Below are 17145 nucleotides of genomic sequence, written 5' to 3'. Positions count from 1 at the left end.
CCCCTTAGACCAGTACGCGCTCAATGCCACCGGCATTGGCGGTTTGCACGTACTCTGGCAACCATTCCTTGCCCAGAATCTGGTTAGCCATTTCGACCACGATGTAGTCGGCCTCCAGCAAGCCGTTGTTCAGGTCGTTGCCGTAGCGACTCAGGCCTTGCAAGCAGCTCGGGCAGCTGGTGAGTATCTTGACGTTGCCTTCCGCCTTGGCCGACTGTCCCTCGGGCGCAGTCAGGGCACGCAAAGCGGTCTCGCCCTTGCGCAACTCCTCTTCCTTGCGGAAGCGGATCTGGGTGGAGATGTCCGGGCGGGTCACGCCCAGCGTGCCGGACTCGCCGCAGCAGCGGTCATTCTTCAAAACTGCGTCGCCCACGAGGGCCTTGACCGTCTTCATCGGGTCCTGCAGCTTCATGGGGCTGTGGCAAGGGTCGTGGTACAGATAACCGGCACCGGCACCCCCCTCCGGCACCAAGGTGATGCCCTTTTCCAGTAAGTACTCGTGGATGTCGATGATGCGGCTGCCGGGGAATATTTTGTCGAACTCGTAGCCCTGCAACTGGTCGTAACAAGTACCGCAGCTCACCACCACCGTCTTGATGTCCAGGTAGTTCAGGGTGTTGGCCACCCGGTGGAACAGCACCCGGTTGTCGGTGATCATCTTCTCGGCTTTGTCCGCCTGGCCGGAACCACGCTGGGGGTAGCCACAGCACAGGTAACCCGGCGGCAGCACGGTTTGTACGCCGGCATGCCAGAGCATGGCTTGGGTCGCCAAGCCCACTTGGCTAAACAAGCGCTCAGAACCGCAGCCGGGGAAGTAGAACACCGCCTCGGTCTCTGAAGTGGTCGACTTCGGGTTGCGGATGATGGGCACGTAATCCGCGTCTTCAATGTCCAGCAAGGCGCGGGCCGTTTTCTTGGGCAGGCCACCGGGCATTTTCTTGTTGATGAAGTGGATCACCTGCTCTTTGATGGGCGCAGTACCCACCGTGGCCGGCGGCTTGGCGGTCTGCTTTTTGGCGGCCAGGCGCAAGACCTGATTCGCCAAGCGCTGCGCCTTGAAGCCCACGCCCACCATGGCCGAGCGCATCAGCTTGATGGTCTCGGGGTTGGTCGCGTTCAAGAAAAACATGGCGGCCGCATTGCCGGGGCGGAAGGACTTCTGCCCCATCTTGCGCAACAAGTTGCGCATGTTCATGGTCACGTCGCCAAAGTCGATCTTCACCGGGCAGGGCGATTCGCACTTGTGGCAGACCGTGCAGTGGTCGGCCACGTCTTCAAACTCTTCCCAGTGCTTGACGCTGATGCCGCGGCGGGTCTGCTCCTCATAAAGGAAGGCTTCGACCAGCAACGAGGTCGCCAGAATCTTGTTGCGCGGGCTGTAGAGCAGGTTGGCGCGTGGCACGTGGGTGGCGCACACCGGTTTGCATTTGCCGCAGCGCAGGCAGTCTTTGACCGAATCGGCAATCGCACCAATATCGCTCTGCTGCATGATCAAAGACTCGTGCCCCATCAGGCCGAACGACGGCGTGTAGGCATTGGTCAAATCGGCATAGATGGCAGAGCCATCCGCGGTCAAATGCGGTGCGAACCCGCTACCAGGCTGCGCGGGCAGCTCCTGATTTCGGAGCAACTTGCCTTTGTTGAAGCGGCCTTCGGGGTCTACTTTGGCCTTGTAGGCAATGAAAGGCGCCAGCTCGGCTTCGCTCAAAAACTCCAGCTTGGTGATACCAATGCCGTGCTCGCCGGAGATCACGCCGTCCAGGCTGCGGGCCAGCGTCATGATGCGTTTGACCGCACCGTGAGCGGCTTGCAGCATGTCGTAGTCATCGCTGTTGACAGGAATGTTGGTATGCACATTGCCGTCGCCGGCGTGCATGTGCAAAGCCACCCAGACGCGACCTTTGAGCACGCGCTTGTGGATGGCGGCGCACTCCGCCAAGATGGCGTCGAATGCCGCACCCGTAAATATCGCTTGCAGCGGCGTGCGGATTTGTGTCTTCCAGCTGGCGCGCAGGCGGTGGTCTTGCAACTCGGGGAACAGTGTCTCCACCCCATCCAGCCAGCCTTGCCACTCGCCACGCACTTGTGCCACCAGATCCAGCGCTTGGGCGACCCGGTCCTCGAGCAGCTCGGCCGATGGAATGTCGTTGGCGTCGTCGGTTTTGCCCAAAGGCAGGTCGCTGCGCTCAAAGAAAGCGGTCAGCGCATCGCAGAGAGCCAGCTTGTTTTGCAGGCTCAGCTCAATGTTGATGCGCTCGATGCCGTCGGTGTACTCCGCCATGCGGGGCAGCGGGATCACCACGTCTTCGTTGATCTTGAAGGCGTTGGTGTGCTTGCTGATGGCAGCCGTGCGCTTGCGGTCCAGCCAGAATTTCTTGCGCGCCTCAGGGCTGATGGCCACAAAGCCTTCGCCACTGCGGCCGTTGGCCAAGCGCACCACTTCGCTGGTGACGCGGGCCACATCATCAGCGTTGTCGCCGGCAATGTCGCCGAACAACACCATCTTGGGAAAGCCGCCGCGCTTGCTCTTGGTGGCGTAGCCCACCGCTTTCAGGTAACGGTCGTCCAAGTGTTCCAAGCCGGCCAGCAACACGCCGCTGCGCTTTTGCTCGGCGAACATGAAGTCCTTGATGTCCACAATGCTGGGCACCGCGTCCTTGGCATTGCCAAAGAACTCCAGGCACACCGTGCGGGTGTGGGCGGGCATTTTGTGCACCACCCAGCGCGCGCTGGTAATCAGGCCATCAGTGCCCTCTTTCTGGATGCCGGGCAAGCCGCTCAGGAACTTGTCGGTGACGTCTTTGCCCAGGCCTTCTTTGCGGAAGGTGGCACCGGGAATGTCCAGGCGCTCTTTGCGGATCGGCGTTTTGCCGTCGGCCTTGTAGTACTGCAGCTCGAAGCTGGCCACTTCCACGTCATGGATCTTGCCCATGTTGTGGTTGATACGGGTCACTTCCAGCCACTCGGCCTGCGGCGTCACCATGCGCCAGCTGGCCAGGTTGTCCAGCGCAGTGCCCCACAACACGGCCTTTTTGCCGCCGGCATTCATGGCAATGTTGCCGCCAATACACGAGGCTTCAGCAGACGTCGGGTCCACCGCAAACACATAGCCGCCGCGCTCGGCGGCATCGGCCACGCGCTGGGTGACCACACCGGCTTCTGACCACACGGTGGCCACATCACGATCCAAACCGGGGAGGCGTTTCATCTCCACCTCGGTCATGGCTTCGAGCTTCTCGGTGTTGATGACCACGCTCTTCCAGGTCAGCGGAATCGCGCCGCCGGTGTACCCGGTGCCGCCCCCGCGAGGAATGATGGTCAGCCCCAGCTCTATACAGCCCTTGACCAAACGGGCCATCTCTTCTTCCGAATCCGGGCACAGCACCACAAAGGGGTACTCCACACGCCAGTCGGTCGCGTCGGTCACATGGCTTACGCGGCTCAGACCATCAAACTTGACGTTGTCTTTGGCAGTGAGCTTGTAGAGCAGCTTCTGGGTCTTTTTGCGCAGGGCGGCCACTTCGACAAATGCAGCGTCAAACGCTTTAACCGCCGCCCGGGCAGCTACCAGCAGCTGGCCGACCATGGCATCACGCTCAGGGTCAGCCTCTGGGGTACGGCGCTTCTCGACCTCCGAGAGGCGGTGGTTTAATGCATCGACCAACTGGCCGCGGCGCTTGGGGTTGTCCAGCAGGTCGTCCTGCAGATAGGGGTTGCGCTGCACCACCCAGACATCGCCCAGCACTTCATAGAGCATGCGGGCCGAACGACCGGTCTGGCGCTCTCCGCGCAACTGGTTCAACAGCTCCCAGCTTTGAGAACCCAGCAAACGAATCACGATTTCCCGGTCAGAGAACGACGTGTAGTTGTACGGGATTTCACGAATGCGCTCTTGCGCGTGCGCGCCCGGCTGGGCAGCGCTGAGGAGGTGATTGAGCGAGGTGGGAGCGTTCATCAGGGTGTGTAGTTGCTGCCATAGGCCCCAAAAAGGCCTTTTTTGGTAGGTTTGCGATGGTACCGCACCGCCTATACACGGGCTTTTCTAATGGAAACCCCTGACCATCCGGTCAGAAACCTCGGTGTGTAATCGACGTGACACAAAATTGAAATGAAGCACCCATAAAGTCGCGTCATTCGTTCATCAGGAAGATTCCATGTCTATTACCCGCAGAGCACTGTCTATTGCAGCCATTTCCGCTGCAGCATTCTCCATTCCGACACAAGCCCAGGCCCAAACCGACATCCAGTGGTGGCACTCCATGACCGCCGTCAACGGCGAATGGGTGAACGACTTGGCCAAAGAGTTCAACGCGAGCCAGAAGGAATACCGCATCCTGCCGACCTTCAAAGGCACTTACGACGAATCCATGACCGCAGCGGTTGCGGCTTACCGCGCCGGCAACGCACCGCACATTCTGCAAGTTTTCGAAGTCGGCACGGCCACCATGATGGCGAGCAAGAACGCGATCGTGCCTGTGGGCAAGGTCATGACCGACGCAGGCTACAAGTTTGACCCCAAGGTCTACGTGCCCGCAGTGGCCGGCTACTACACCGCCCCCAATGGCCAGATGCTGAGCTTCCCGTTCAACAGCTCGACCACCGTGTTTTATTACAACAAGGATGCGTTCAAGGCCGCAGGTCTGGACCCGGAAAAAGCACCCGCTACCTGGGCCGAAGTGGCTCTGGCAGGCGCCAAGCTCAAGGCCAATGGACACAAGTGCCCGCTGTCCATCGCGTGGCAAGGCTGGACACAGCTGGAAAGCTTCTCGGCTTGGCATAACGTCGAATTTGCCACCAAGCAAAACGGCTTGGCTGGCTTGGATGCACGCTTGCGAATCAACTCGCCTTTGCATGTGCGCCACATTGAAAACCTAGCGAACATGGCCAAACAAGGCATTTTTGTCTACAAGGGCCGCGGTAACGTGCCTGAAGCCAGCTTCGTGTCCGGTGAGTGCGCCATGATGACTACCTCCAGTGGTTTCTACGGCAACGTCAAAAAGAACGCCAAGTTCAACTTCGGTTTGGCCCCGCTGCCGCACTACCAAGACGTACCCGGCGCCCCGCAAAACACCGTTATCGGTGGTGCCAGCCTGTGGGTGATGTCCGGTAAAAAAGCAGAAGAATACAAAGGCATTGCTAAGTTCTTCGACTTTTTGTCCAAGCCTGAAATCCAATCTGCCAGCCACAAGCGCACCGGCTACCTGCCGATCACGACTGCCGCGTTCCAGTTGACTGAAAAGTCGGGCTTCTACAAAGAGAACCCCGGTACTGACGTCGCGGTGAACCAGATGATCCGCAAGGTCACTGACAAATCCCGCGGCATCCGTTTGGGCAACTATGTCCAAATCCGTGCGATCGAGGATGAAGAGCTCGAACAAGTCTGGGCTGGCAAAAAAACAGCCAAAGAAGCGCTGGACTCCGTCGTAACACGCGGCAATGAACTCCTGGTGCGTTTCGAAAAAGCGAACCAGTAAGGTTTTTCACTTCCTCACAAGTGGCGGCTTTTGCCGCCACTTTGCATTTCTGATCGGGACATATGGCTGCTGAAAAACGCGTCGTTTTCAAATCTGCATGGCTGCCATGGGTGTTGATCGCACCGCAGGTAGCCGTCATCTCTATCTTCTTTTTCTGGCCTGCAGCGCAGGCGCTGCTGCAATCGGTGCAGCAAAGCGATGCCTTCGGCACCTCGGTGGTGTTTGTCGGGCTCGACAATTTCCGCAATCTCTGGAACGACGCCTCCTACCTCGCATCCTTCAAAACGACGGCGATTTTTTCGTTGCTGGTGGCGGTGCTGGGCTTGACGCTGTCGCTCACCCTGGCCATTTTTGCCGACCGGGTGGTCAAAGGGTCTGGCGTTTACCGCACCTTTTTGATTTGGCCCTATGCCGTGGCCCCTGCGGTGGCCGGTGTGCTCTGGCTGTTCATGTTTGCGCCCAGCATCGGCATCGTCAGCTACGGCATCCGGGAGCTCGGCATGTCGTGGGACCCTCTGCTCAACAGCGACCACGCCATGGCGCTGATCGTGATGGCCGCGGTGTGGAAGCAGATTTCTTATAACTTTTTGTTCTTCCTGGCCGGTCTGCAGTCCATCCCCAAGTCGCTGATCGAGGCGGCTTCCATGGATGGTGCCCGCCCTTGGCGCAGGTTCTGGACGATACAGCTCCCCTTGTTGTCCCCCACCACCTTCTTTTTGCTGGTCATCAACATCGTGTACGCGTTTTTTGACACGTTTGCGATTGTGGATGCGGCCACCAAAGGCGGCCCGGGCAAAGACACCGCCATCCTGGTCTACAAGGTGTATTTCGACGGCTTCAAGGCCATGGACCTGGGCGGCTCAGCGGCCCAATCTGTGGTGCTAATGATCATCGTCATCGCCCTGACGGTGGTGCAATTTAGATTCGTAGAGAAAAAGGTGAATTACTGATGGTCGAACGACGCCCCTGGCTGGACTTTTTGTCGCACGCCATTCTGATCATCGGGGTGCTCATCGTGGCATTCCCGATCTACATCACTTTTGTGGCTTCCACCCACACCGCCGACGCGGTGGTGCAGTCGCCCATGCCGCTGCTGCCCGGCAGCCACTTGCTCGACAACTACGCCACCGCGTTGGGTGGCGAGCGTCAAGGCTCTGGGTCACACGCTTCGGTGGGCCGCATGATGGTGGTCAGCCTGATCACGGCCTTGACCATCTCCATCGGCAAAATCACGATCTCGCTGCTCTCGGCGTTTGCCATCGTGTACTTCCGCTTCCCGTTCCGCATGGGTTTCTTCTGGGCCATTTTTGTGACCCTGATGCTGCCGGTCGAGGTGCGTATCGGCCCCACCTACCAGGTGGTGGCGGATTTGGGCCTGCTCAACAGCTACGCGGGCCTGACGGTTCCCCTGATTGCCTCTGCCACCGCCACCTTTTTGTTCCGCCAGTTTTTCTTGACGGTGCCTGAAGAGTTGGTCGAAGCAGCCCGGGTCGATGGCGCCGGACCCATGCGCTTTTTCAAGGACATTCTGGTCCCCCTGTCCCGCACCAGCATTGCCGCCCTGTTTGTGATTCAGTTTATTTACGGCTGGAACCAGTACCTCTGGCCCCTGCTGGTCACCACCGAAGAAAACATGTACCCCGTGGTGATCGGCATCAAGCAAATGATTTCTGGTGGCGATGCGCAAACCGAGTGGAACATCGTCATGGCAACGGCCATGTTGGCCATGATTCCCCCGGCACTCGTCGTCATGTTGATGCAAAAGTGGTTCGTCAAAGGCTTGGTGGACACCGAGAAATAAGCCCTCGCCACCCCGACGTCACCCCTTACAACCCCTATTACGGTAATTTATGGCTTCCATCGAACTACACAACATCATCAAGCGCTACGGCAGCGGCAAAACGGCCAACCAAGTCATCCACGGGGTGAATGCCCAAATTCAGGATGGTGAATTCATCGTCATCGTCGGCCCCAGTGGCTGCGGCAAATCCACGCTATTGCGCATGGTGGCCGGCCTGGAAGAAGTGAGCGAAGGCCAAATCTCCATCGGCGGGCGCGTGGTCAACGACCTGGAGCCCAGCGAGCGCGACATTGCCATGGTGTTCCAGAACTATGCGCTCTACCCCCACATGAGCGTGTTCGAGAACATGGCCTACGGCCTCAAGATCGCCAATGTGCCCATGGACGAGATCAAGCGCCGCGTCGACAAAGCCGCCAAGATTCTCGAACTCGCCCCCTACCTCGAGCGCAAGCCCAAGGCTCTGTCAGGCGGTCAGCGCCAGCGTGTGGCCATGGGCCGGGCCATCGTGCGCCAGCCCCAGGTGTTTTTGTTTGACGAACCGCTCTCCAACCTTGATGCCAAGCTGCGCGCCCAGACGCGCCTGGAGATCCAGAAGCTGCACCGCGAGCTGGGCATTACCAGCCTGTTCGTGACGCATGATCAGGTCGAGGCCATGACCCTGGCCCAACGCATGATCGTGATGAATGGCGGCGTGATGGAGCAATTCGGCACGCCCGAAGAGGTCTACACCCGCCCGGCCAGCACCTTTGTGGCCAGCTTCATCGGCTCGCCGCCCATGAACCTGCTCAAAAACGCGCCGGATGCCAAGGCTGGTGTGATCACCGGCATCCGCCCCGAGCATCTGGACATCACCCCTGGCGGCTGGGCTCTGCAAGTAGAAGCCGTCGAAATGCTGGGCGCCGAGCGCCTGATCTACGGCAAATGGGCGCACAAATTGAACGCCGCGGATGCAGACGAGACGGTCATCATCCGTATCGAAGAGTCGCAGCCTGCACCGGCTCTGGGTACCACGCTGCATGTGACGCCGCGCGCTGACCGCATTCACCACTTCGACGCCACGACCGGCAAGCGGTTGGAGTCGGTATGACGGCAGAGAACGTGTTCGACCTCCCCGCTTGGCCTTACCCCCGCTGGGTGGCGCACCGGGGTGCCGGCAAGCTGGCGCCAGAGAACACGCTATCCGCCTTTCGCCTGGGGGCCAGCCACGGCTACCGCATGTTCGAATGCGACGTCAAACTCAGCGCGGATGGCGTGCCATTCTTGCTGCACGACGCCACCCTCACCCGTACCACGAATGCATCCAATCAGGCTCTGGCGCAGGTGGAATATGCGCGAGTAGCTATCAAAGATGTAGCAAATGAAGCGATTGCGGGCAATCACAGCTGGTCCACCCTGAGCCAACTCGATGCCGGCAGCTGGCACAGCCGCGCGTATGCGGGTGAAACCATCCCGACGCTGGACGGCATTGCCGCCTACTGCATCCGCAACGGCTATTTGCTCAATATCGAGATCAAACCCACGCCAGGTACCGAGCGCCACACCGGAGAGGTCGTGGCCCGGCACGCTGGCCGCCTGTGGGCCGGCCAGCCTGTGCCGCCATTGCTGACCTCCTTTTCCACTGAGGCCCTGGAAGGCGCCCAAGCCACCCAGCCAGAGCTGCCCCGCGGCCTCTTGCTAGATGAACTCTGGAGCGGCTGGCTCGAGACCGCCCAGCGCCTGGGTTGCCACGCCATTGTGTGCAACCACAAGCTTTGGGACAGCAGCACCGTGACCCAAGCCAAAGCCGCCGGCATGCGCACCCTGAGCTACACCGTGAATGACGAGCCCACCGCACAGCGGCTGATGGATCTGCACACCGACGGCATCATCACCGACCGGGTGGACTTGTTCAGCCCTGCTTAAGCACCCAGTCCACCGCGGCGGCCATATCCTGGACTACCACAGTCGCCGCACTGAAATCCTGGGCGGCTGACATCGGGGTGGGTATGGCCACACATGCCACACCGGCTGCGATGGCAGACGCCACGCCGTGCTCGGTGTCTTCAAATGCCACGGCCTCACTGGCTTGCAGGCCCATCTGCTGCAGTGCCAGCAGGTAGCAATCGGGGGCCGGCTTACTGTGCACCACCTCATCGGCAGACACCACCACCTCAAACTCCGGCGCCATGGCGTGCGAGCGCAAGGTGGCGGCGATGGCAAACATGCGCGCGCCGGTGACCACGCCTTTGCGCAGACCGGCAGCGTTCAGGCGCGCCAGTGATTCGCGCACGCCGGGCATCAGCGGGAAGGCGTGGGTTTGCAGATACAGCGCTGCTACGCTGTTTTTGGCCTCTGCCAGGGCCTCGGCGCTGGGCGATAGGCCGTAGCGCTGCCGCACATCTTCCCCATTGGCCAAGGCGGGCACGCCGGAGTAATGCTGCATGTACACATCCCGCGGAATCTCTACGCCATAGGGCTGGAGCACCTGGTTCCACAAAGCGTGGTGCACCGCCTCGGAATCGACCAAAGTGCCGTCATGGTCAAACAAAACTGCCTTGAACCGCGATGACATAGAACTCCGGGGAAAAAAGAAATAGAAAAAAGAGCCTGCAGCGCTTCAGCGGCGCATGGCCCACCACTGGCTGGCGGCACAGGCCAGCACCATGGCGGCATAGCTGAGCATCTTGCCGTCGCGCCCGAAGAACACGAGCCCACCCACCAAGGCCACCAGACCCGCTACAAAATTAATAGCTACCTGCGCTCGCAAACCGTGCGCCACCGGCACTTTTTTATACAAAAGTGGCGCCAGAAGGGCCAACAGCAAACCCACGAACAAGGCGGGAGCCGCAAAATTCAACAGGTGGTTCAGGAGATCGAGTGGGCCCATGGCGGTCATTGCAAAGGCCAATCGAGGCTTTGGCGGGGTGGGTAGACGCTGGATTTTATAATCGGCGTCTAAACATATGGCAGTCTGGGCATTAGGCATCAATCACACTACCGCACCGCTGGATATGCGGGGCCGGTTTGCGTTCGCCAGTGACCAGATTGCACCGCAGCTCCACGGGCTGCGCCAGAGCATGGCACGCCCCCCGGAAGCGGCCATCGTCTCCACCTGCAACCGCACCGAAATCTACTGTGCCGGCGATGAAGCTGCGCTAGACCATACCCTCGCCTGGCTGGCCCAGAGCGGCGGCATCTCGGCCAACGAACTGCGCTCCCACACCTACCGCCTGGAAGACCAGGAAGCCGCCCGCCATGCCTTCCGCGTGGCCAGTGGCCTGGACAGCATGGTGCTGGGCGAGCCGCAAATCCTGGGTCAGCTCAAAGACGCGGTGCGAGTCGCTGACGAGGCAGGCGCTTTGGGCACCACACTCTCCCAGCTCTTCCAACGCTCGTTCGCCGTCGCCAAAGAGGTGCGTACCTCAACCGAGATCGGCGCACACAGCATCAGCATGGCCGCTGCCGCGGTGCGCCTGGCCGGTAATTTGTTTGAAGACCTGGCCAAGGTAAAGGTGCTGTTTGTGGGTGCGGGCGAAATGATCGAACTCTGCGCCACGCACTTTGCGGCCAAGAACCCCAAGGCCATCGCGATTGCCAACCGCACGCTAGAGCGAGGCGAAAAGCTGGCAAGCCGCTTTGGCGGCGAAGTCATGCGCCTGGCGGATTTGCCCGAGCGGCTGCACGAGTTCGATGCGGTCATCAGCTGCACCGCCAGTACCCTGCCCATCATCGGCTTGGGCGCGGTGGAGCGGGCGCTGAAAAAACGCAAGCACCGCCCCATGTTCATGGTCGACTTGGCCGTGCCGCGCGACATTGAACCCGAAGTCAAAGCGCTGGGCGATGTGTACCTTTACACCGTGGACGACCTGGCGGGTGTGGTGCAAACCGCGCAAGCCAACCGCCAGGCCGCCGTGGCCCAGGCGGAGGCCATTGTGGACGCCGGGGTGCAAAGCTTTATGCACTGGGTGGACCAGCGCAGCGCGGTGCCCCTGATTCAGCAGCTCAACGCCCAAGCCGAAGAATGGCGCGCGATGGAACTGGCCCGCGCCCGCAAGATGTTGGCCAAGGGCGAAGATGTGGACGCAGTGCTCGAAGCCTTGGCCAAAGGCCTGAGCCAGAAAATGCTGCATGGCGCCATGGCCGAGCTGCACGCCGGGGACGCTGCAGCGCGTGAGCGGGCGGGCAATGCGATTTCGCACTTTTTCTTGCGGAATAAGCGTTAGCTGGGGTCAAGCTTCGGGGTTCACCCCACTCTCCCCCAGCCCCTCTCCCCCATGGGGCAAGAGGGGGGCTTTAACAGCCACATTTTGTTTTCTCGCTTCGACAAAGCTTCTACTGCCGTTGCATTCATCGCCTCACCATTTAGCCACTCATGAAACCGTTTCTTCGCCAACAGCTTGCCAAGTACAAAGACCGCCAAGGGGAGCTGGAGTTTTTGCTTTCGCGCGAGGACATCATGAAAGACATGGAGCAGTTCCTCAAGCTCTCACGTGAGCACACCGATGTGGCGGCGGTAGCCGGGCGTTGGGGGCGCTTTCAGCAGCGCGAGGCTGATCTGGCCACAGGGCAGGAAATGCTGGGTGATGCGGCGGGCGATGAGGACATGCTCGCCATGGCGCAAGAAGAAATTGACGGTGCCACTGCCGAGATGGCCCAGTTAGAGGCAGAACTGCAGCGCATGTTGCTGCCCAAGGACCCGGACGATGCGCGCCCCGCGTTTGTGGAAATCCGCGCCGGCACGGGGGGTGACGAATCCGCCCTGTTTGCCGCTGACCTCGCCCGCATGTACACCCGCTACTGCGACGCCAAAGGCCTGCGCACCGAGATCATGAGCGCGTCTGAAAGCGAGCTGGGTGGTTACAAGGAAGTGGTGCTCCGCATCGAAGGCAGTACCACCACCAGCGCGGGCTCCTGCGGCGCTTACGGCATGCTCAAGTTCGAATCAGGCGGCCACCGCGTGCAGCGGGTGCCGGCTACCGAAACCCAAGGCCGCATCCACACCAGCGCCTGCACGATTGCCGTGTTGGCCGAGCAGGACGAGGCGGAAGCCATCAAAATCAACCCTTCGGATCTGCGCATTGACACCTACCGCGCTAGCGGCGCCGGTGGCCAGCACATCAACAAGACCGACTCGGCGGTGCGTATCACCCACATTCCCACCGGTATCGTGGCCGAATGCCAAGATGGCCGCAGCCAGCACAGCAACAAGGCCCAGGCCCTGAAAGTGCTGACCGCCCGCATCCACGAGAAGGACCGCTCCGAACGCGCCGCCAAAGACGCCGCCGAGCGCAAGAGCTTGGTGGGCAGCGGCGACCGCAGCGACCGCATCCGCACCTACAACTATCCGCAAGGCCGGCTGACCGACCACCGCATCAACCTGACCCTGTACAAGCTGGACCGCGCGATGGAAGGCGACTTGGACGATGTGATCGAAGCCCTGCAAGCCTATGAAGCGGCGCAGCAGTTGGCGGCGTTGGAAAACAGCTTAAATTGAGTTTGCTTACGGGTTGGAGTTGGGGCGGCTGGGCGCTTTGCTCCGTGTCCCCCGCCCGCTTTGCGGGCTCCTCCTTGACCTGCGCAAAACGCCCAGCCGCCCTAACTCCCGGTGCCTGATGCATACGCCTCCGAAAGACACGGAGGTATGTTGTTGTGAATCCAATGGACTTTGTTTGACCCCCCTACGCAAAGCAGAATAAGCTGGTTTTTGGGAGCTTTAGGCGTTTAGCCCTCGTTTCCCCTGCACCGTTCGCTATCAAATTTAGAGCAAATATGCCCTCCATATCGCAAACCATCGCCACCCTGCAAACCCGGGGCCTGGATCTGACGGACAGCCGCCTGCTTTTGTTGCACGCGCTGGGTCAGCCGCGGGCAGGAAGGGCCTGGTTGCTCGCCCACGACACGGACCTGGTGAGCGAAGCGGTCAACACCTCGCTACAGGGCTATGTTGCGCGCCGGTTGGCCGGCGAGCCGGTGGCCTACATCGTGGGGCACAAGGAGTTTTACGGGCTGAACCTGCAGGTCAACTCCGATGTGTTGGTGCCCCGCCCTGACACTGAAACGCTGGTCGACTGGGCGCTGAATGTGTTGGAGCCAATGCCCGAAGCCCGAGTGGTGGACCTGGGCACCGGTAGCGGTGCGATTGCGCTGGCACTCAAGTCTACGCGGCCTGCGCTGCAGGTGGAGGCGGTGGACTACAGCCACGCCGCACTGACCGTCGCACAAGCCAATGCGCAGCGGCTGGGGTTGGCGGTGACCTTCAGCCAAGGCTCCTGGCTCAATGGCACAGAGGGCGTGTTTCAGGCCATCGTCTCCAACCCGCCCTATATCCGCGAGGACGACGAACACCTGCCCGCCCTGCGCTTTGAGCCGCGCCAAGCACTCACCGCGGGCGATGACGGGCTGGACGACATCCGCACCATCATCGACCAAGCCAAGACCCGGCTGCAGACCGGCGGCTGGCTGCTGCTGGAGCACGGCTATGACCAAGCTGCTGACGTGCGGGCGCTCTTGGAGGCTGCAGGCTTCGCCAACGTGCAAAGCCGCCAGGACTTGGCCGGGATCGAGCGCTGCAGCGGCGGCCAGTGGACCGCTCCAGATTTATAAGAAATTGAGCTCTAGCGCTCATATTTATTGCGCCAGCAGCTACTGAATTGATAGCACATAGAAAGAATCCATGCCCACAACTCCCGCCTGCCCGCAATGCACTCTGGAAAACACCTACCCCGACGGCAGCAACTTTGTGTGCGCCGACTGCGGCTTTGAATGGCCACAGGCTGTTGCAGCGGCGGATGACGAAGACAACGCAGTCGTTAAAGACTCCAACGGTCAGGTGCTGCAGGACGGCGATGCGGTGGTGCTGATCAAAGATCTGAAAGTCAAAGGCAGCTCCACCGTGCTCAAGCAGGGCACCAAGGTCAAAAGCATCCGCCTGGTGGGGGGCGACCACGAGGTGGACTGCAAGATGGACGGCGGCAGCTTCATGCTCAAGGCTTGCTTCCTGAAAAAGGCATAAAAAAACCGGGGCGCTTGCGCTGCCCCGGCTTTTCATCAGTGAGCGTAATCAGGCTGCGACAGGCTCCGCCGCATCCACATCCACCAACCTCAAGCGGTTCACACCACTGATCAAGGCCTTGACCGAAGCGGTCACGATGTTGGTGTCCATACCGACGCCAAAGCGCTCGCCGCCCTTGCCGGTATCGCCATTCGTAGCCACCAGCTCCAGGAAGGCACAGGCCTGCGCATCACCCGCGTCGGTGCTGGCTTTGGTGCTGCGCTCTTCATAGCTGCGCACCTGCACTTTGACACCAATGGTTTGCAGGGCGTGCACTGCTGCGTCGATAGGGCCGTTGCCTTCGCCGGTGATCAGCATAGACTGGCCGTCCACTTCCACGCCGATGCGGATGCCCTGCACATGGGCCTTGCCGGTCTGGCCGGGGTGGTCAAACAGGTGGTGCTCCACATAGCGCACTTTGGCATCAGCCGCGTTCAGGTAGGTGGCGTCAAACAGATCCCAAATGTTTTGCGCGCTCATTTCGCCGCCATGGCTGTCGGTGTAGCTTTGCACCTCGCCCGAAAACTCGACCTGCAGGCGGCGCGGCATGACCACGCCGAACTCGGCTTCCATCAGATAGGCCACACCGCCCTTGCCGGACTGGCTGTTGACCCGGATCACCGAGTCGTAGCTGCGGCCCACGTCGGCGGGGTCAATGGGCATGTAGGGCACATTCCACATCGCATCCGGGCCGGCTGCCTTTTGGGCGGCAAAGCCTTTCTTGATGGCATCCTGGTGGGAGCCACTGAACGCGGTAAACACCAAGTCACCCACATACGGGTGGCGTGGGTGAATAGGCAACTGGTTGCAATGCTCGACGGTGCGGGCAATGGCGTTGATGTCCGAAAAATCAAGGCCGGGGCTCACGCCCTGGGTGTACATGTTGAGGGCCAGGGTGACGAGGTCCACGTTGCCGGTGCGCTCGCCGTTGCCGAACAAGCAGCCTTCCACGCGGTCGGCGCCGGCCATCATGCCCAGCTCAGCCGCCGCCACGCCAGTGCCGCGGTCGTTGTGCGGGTGCAGGCTGAGGATGACGCTGTCGCGGCGGGCCAAATGAGTGTGCATCCACTCGATCTGGTCAGCATAAATATTGGGGGTGGACACTTCTACGGTAGCCGGCAAATTGAGGATCACCTTGTTGGCAGGCGTGGCACCCCACTCGGCGGTGACGGCGTCACACACTTCGCACGCGAACTCGAGTTCGGTGCTGGTGAACACCTCGGGGCTGTACTGCAACACCCACTCGGTCTCAGGCATGGTGGCAGTGATCTCTTTGATCAAGCGCACCGAGGACACGGCCAGCTCTTTCACCTCGGGTTTGCTCATGCCAAACACCACGTCGCGGAACACAGGTGCAGTGGCGTTGTACACATGCACGATGGCGCGGCGGGCGCCCTTGAGCGATTCAATGGTGCGTCGGATCAGGTGCTCGCGGGACTGGGTGAGCACCTCGATGGTCACGTCGTCCGGCACATGGCCGCCTTCGATCAATTCGCGCACAAAGTCAAAGTCGGTTTGCGAGGCGCTGGGGAAGCCGACCTCGATCTCTTTGAAACCCACTTGCAGCAACGTGCGGAACATGCGCATCTTGCGCTCCGCATTCATGGGCTCAAACAGGGATTGGTTGCCGTCCCGCAGGTCCGTGCTCATCCATATAGGCGGCTGGGTGATGCTGCGCGTGGGCCACTGCCGATTCGGCAAGTCAATGGCGGGGAAGGCGCGGTATTTGGTAGCGGGGTTGGACAACACGGCAAAAACTCCTGAAGGGCATGACACCAATATCTAGACTGGTATCTTAGCCCCGCAGGTCAGGCAGCCGATTGCGCAGTTTGCCTATTTTTAAAATTTATTGGCAGATCGTGCCAACAAAACAGCCCATCGAGAAATTCAAAGAGGCCGGCGATTTAAAGCTCGCAATCAGTGGTGGTGTCCGTGAGCACCATGCACGTGACCGTGTGCCACTTCTTCTTCGCTGGCAGCACGCACTTCCAGCACCTTTAGCGCAAAACGCAGCGTTTTGCCGGCCAAAGCGTGATTGCCATCCAAATGCACCACCGGGCCCTTGATCTTGACCACGTTGAAGACGATGCTCTGACCGTCTTCCGAGCGACCTTCCAACTGGCCGCCGACCTTGACGCCCGGGGGAAACTGGGTCTTGGGGATGGTTTGCAACAGTGCTTCGTTGTACTCACCAAATGCATCGGCGGGTGCGAGCTCGATGGTGGTGGCAAAACCGGCAGCCTGGCCTTCCAACGCCTCTTCGATCTTGGGGAAGGTGTTTCCGTAGCCGCCGTGCAGGTAGGCGATGGGCTCCTGGCTTTGGTCCAGTAACTTGCCGGTGGTGTCGGAAATCTTGAATTGCAGGGTGACTGCGGTGTTTTTGGTGATGTTCATGGGCTTGATTATCCTAAAAAGCGGTCAAGGGGGTGCATCGTTCGCCCGTACCGACGACAGGCAAATGCGATGGTGAAATAATCGGGGTATCTAACTATCTACTTGGAAGTACTGACATGAGCGACGCACAACAACGTATTGACGAACTGGTGAAATCCAACGACATCCTGCTTTTCATGAAGGGCAACGCCAGCTTCCCGCAGTGCGGCTTTTCCGGCCGGGCCATCCAGATCCTCAAGGCGTGTGGCGTGGACACCAAAACCGTCAAAACCGTGAACGTGCTGGAAGACGACGGCATTCGCCAAGGCATCAAGGAATACAGCAACTGGCCCACTATTCCCCAGCTCTACATCAAGGGCGAGTTCATCGGCGGCTCCGACATCATGATGGAAATGTACGAATCCGGCGAACTGGTGCAAGTGCTGGGCACCCAAGCCGGCTAAATT

15 protein-coding genes are annotated in these 17145 nt (G+C 60.3%); 10 read left to right on the top strand and 5 right to left on the bottom strand.

The features are described 5' to 3' along the window. Window positions 1-4: 4 nt before the first annotated feature. Window positions 5-3955, bottom strand: coding sequence for an FAD/FMN-binding oxidoreductase (locus RAE19_RS13505; protein ID WP_313875379.1), 3951 nt, complete (start codon window positions 3953-3955; stop codon window positions 5-7). A gap of 199 nt (window positions 3956-4154) precedes the next feature. Between RAE19_RS13505 and ugpB the strand changes: the two genes are divergently transcribed. The 5 genes from ugpB (at window position 4155) to ugpQ (ending at window position 9177) form a co-directional block, all read left to right on the top strand. After that, complete coding sequence (ugpB, locus tag RAE19_RS13500) at window positions 4155-5474, top strand: sn-glycerol-3-phosphate ABC transporter substrate-binding protein UgpB (RefSeq protein ID WP_313875378.1); 1320 nt, start codon at window positions 4155-4157, stop codon at window positions 5472-5474. Between the two features lie 62 nt (window positions 5475-5536). Further along, window positions 5537-6424, top strand: coding sequence for a sn-glycerol-3-phosphate ABC transporter permease UgpA (gene ugpA / locus RAE19_RS13495; protein ID WP_313875377.1), 888 nt, complete (start codon window positions 5537-5539; stop codon window positions 6422-6424). Next, complete coding sequence (gene ugpE, locus RAE19_RS13490; protein ID WP_313875376.1) at window positions 6424-7275, top strand: sn-glycerol-3-phosphate ABC transporter permease UgpE; 852 nt, start codon at window positions 6424-6426, stop codon at window positions 7273-7275. Before ugpA ends, ugpE begins: the two co-directional genes overlap by 1 nt. Window positions 7276-7324: 49 nt before the next feature. After that, window positions 7325-8362, top strand: a complete 1038-nt coding sequence (gene ugpC / locus RAE19_RS13485) for a sn-glycerol-3-phosphate ABC transporter ATP-binding protein UgpC (RefSeq protein WP_313875375.1) — start codon at window positions 7325-7327, stop codon at window positions 8360-8362. Beyond that, complete coding sequence (gene ugpQ, locus RAE19_RS13480; protein WP_313875374.1) at window positions 8359-9177, top strand: glycerophosphodiester phosphodiesterase; 819 nt, start codon at window positions 8359-8361, stop codon at window positions 9175-9177. Before ugpC ends, ugpQ begins: the two co-directional genes overlap by 4 nt. Here ugpQ and RAE19_RS13475 read toward each other — a convergent pair. Continuing rightward, complete coding sequence (locus tag RAE19_RS13475) at window positions 9164-9826, bottom strand: HAD family hydrolase (protein WP_313875373.1); 663 nt, start codon at window positions 9824-9826, stop codon at window positions 9164-9166. The genes ugpQ and RAE19_RS13475 overlap by 14 nt on opposite strands. Window positions 9827-9871: 45 nt before the next feature. Continuing rightward, on the bottom strand, window positions 9872-10141 hold the full coding sequence (locus tag RAE19_RS13470) for a hypothetical protein (RefSeq protein ID WP_313875372.1): 270 nt from the start codon (window positions 10139-10141) through the stop codon (window positions 9872-9874). Between the two features lie 76 nt (window positions 10142-10217). On the opposite strand from RAE19_RS13470, the gene hemA reads away from it, so the two are divergent. The 4 genes from hemA (at window position 10218) to RAE19_RS13450 (ending at window position 14266) form a co-directional block, all read left to right on the top strand. After that, window positions 10218-11477, top strand: a complete 1260-nt coding sequence (hemA, locus tag RAE19_RS13465; protein ID WP_313875371.1) for a glutamyl-tRNA reductase — start codon at window positions 10218-10220, stop codon at window positions 11475-11477. A gap of 149 nt (window positions 11478-11626) precedes the next feature. Then, the gene (prfA, locus tag RAE19_RS13460; RefSeq protein WP_313875370.1) at window positions 11627-12748 is read left to right on the top strand and encodes a peptide chain release factor 1; all 1122 of its coding nucleotides are present in this window, start codon (window positions 11627-11629) and stop codon (window positions 12746-12748) included. Window positions 12749-13023: 275 nt separating this feature from the next. Beyond that, on the top strand, window positions 13024-13857 hold the full coding sequence (prmC, locus tag RAE19_RS13455; RefSeq protein ID WP_313875369.1) for a peptide chain release factor N(5)-glutamine methyltransferase: 834 nt from the start codon (window positions 13024-13026) through the stop codon (window positions 13855-13857). A gap of 70 nt (window positions 13858-13927) precedes the next feature. Continuing rightward, window positions 13928-14266, top strand: coding sequence for a zinc ribbon domain-containing protein YjdM (locus tag RAE19_RS13450; RefSeq protein WP_313875368.1), 339 nt, complete (start codon window positions 13928-13930; stop codon window positions 14264-14266). Between the two features lie 48 nt (window positions 14267-14314). Here RAE19_RS13450 and leuA read toward each other — a convergent pair whose 3' ends face one another. Together leuA and RAE19_RS13440 are read right to left on the bottom strand one after the other, a co-directional pair. Next, window positions 14315-16054, bottom strand: a complete 1740-nt coding sequence (gene leuA / locus RAE19_RS13445) for a 2-isopropylmalate synthase (protein ID WP_313875367.1) — start codon at window positions 16052-16054, stop codon at window positions 14315-14317. Between the two features lie 168 nt (window positions 16055-16222). After that, complete coding sequence (locus RAE19_RS13440; RefSeq protein WP_313875366.1) at window positions 16223-16699, bottom strand: FKBP-type peptidyl-prolyl cis-trans isomerase; 477 nt, start codon at window positions 16697-16699, stop codon at window positions 16223-16225. Window positions 16700-16815: 116 nt separating this feature from the next. On the opposite strand from RAE19_RS13440, the gene grxD reads away from it, so the two are divergent. Beyond that, entirely contained in the window at window positions 16816-17142 is a 327-nt protein-coding gene (gene grxD, locus RAE19_RS13435) for a Grx4 family monothiol glutaredoxin (protein WP_313875365.1), read from the top strand. Window positions 17143-17145 lie beyond the last annotated feature (3 nt).

Origin of the sequence: Rhodoferax potami, from assembly GCF_032193805.1 — a bacterium.
GTDB lineage: Bacteria > Pseudomonadota > Gammaproteobacteria > Burkholderiales > Burkholderiaceae_C > Allorhodoferax > Allorhodoferax potami_A.
Note: the sequence above shows the minus strand (reverse complement) of the source record. Positions and strands in the feature narration are given on the sequence as shown.

Coding starts and splice junctions, on each gene's coding strand:
- RAE19_RS13505 (WP_313875379.1), bottom strand. CDS start 3,955: ATGAACGCTCCCACCTCGCTCAATCACCTCCTCAGCGCTGCCCAGCCG.
- ugpB (WP_313875378.1), top strand. CDS start 4,155: ATGTCTATTACCCGCAGAGCACTGTCTATTGCAGCCATTTCCGCTGCA.
- hemA (WP_313875371.1), top strand. CDS start 10,218: ATGGCAGTCTGGGCATTAGGCATCAATCACACTACCGCACCGCTGGAT.
- ugpA (WP_313875377.1), top strand. CDS start 5,537: ATGGCTGCTGAAAAACGCGTCGTTTTCAAATCTGCATGGCTGCCATGG.
- ugpQ (WP_313875374.1), top strand. CDS start 8,359: ATGACGGCAGAGAACGTGTTCGACCTCCCCGCTTGGCCTTACCCCCGC.
- RAE19_RS13440 (WP_313875366.1), bottom strand. CDS start 16,699: ATGAACATCACCAAAAACACCGCAGTCACCCTGCAATTCAAGATTTCC.
- prfA (WP_313875370.1), top strand. CDS start 11,627: ATGAAACCGTTTCTTCGCCAACAGCTTGCCAAGTACAAAGACCGCCAA.
- prmC (WP_313875369.1), top strand. CDS start 13,024: ATGCCCTCCATATCGCAAACCATCGCCACCCTGCAAACCCGGGGCCTG.
- ugpE (WP_313875376.1), top strand. CDS start 6,424: ATGGTCGAACGACGCCCCTGGCTGGACTTTTTGTCGCACGCCATTCTG.
- RAE19_RS13470 (WP_313875372.1), bottom strand. CDS start 10,141: ATGGGCCCACTCGATCTCCTGAACCACCTGTTGAATTTTGCGGCTCCC.
- RAE19_RS13450 (WP_313875368.1), top strand. CDS start 13,928: ATGCCCACAACTCCCGCCTGCCCGCAATGCACTCTGGAAAACACCTAC.
- ugpC (WP_313875375.1), top strand. CDS start 7,325: ATGGCTTCCATCGAACTACACAACATCATCAAGCGCTACGGCAGCGGC.
- grxD (WP_313875365.1), top strand. CDS start 16,816: ATGAGCGACGCACAACAACGTATTGACGAACTGGTGAAATCCAACGAC.
- RAE19_RS13475 (WP_313875373.1), bottom strand. CDS start 9,826: ATGTCATCGCGGTTCAAGGCAGTTTTGTTTGACCATGACGGCACTTTG.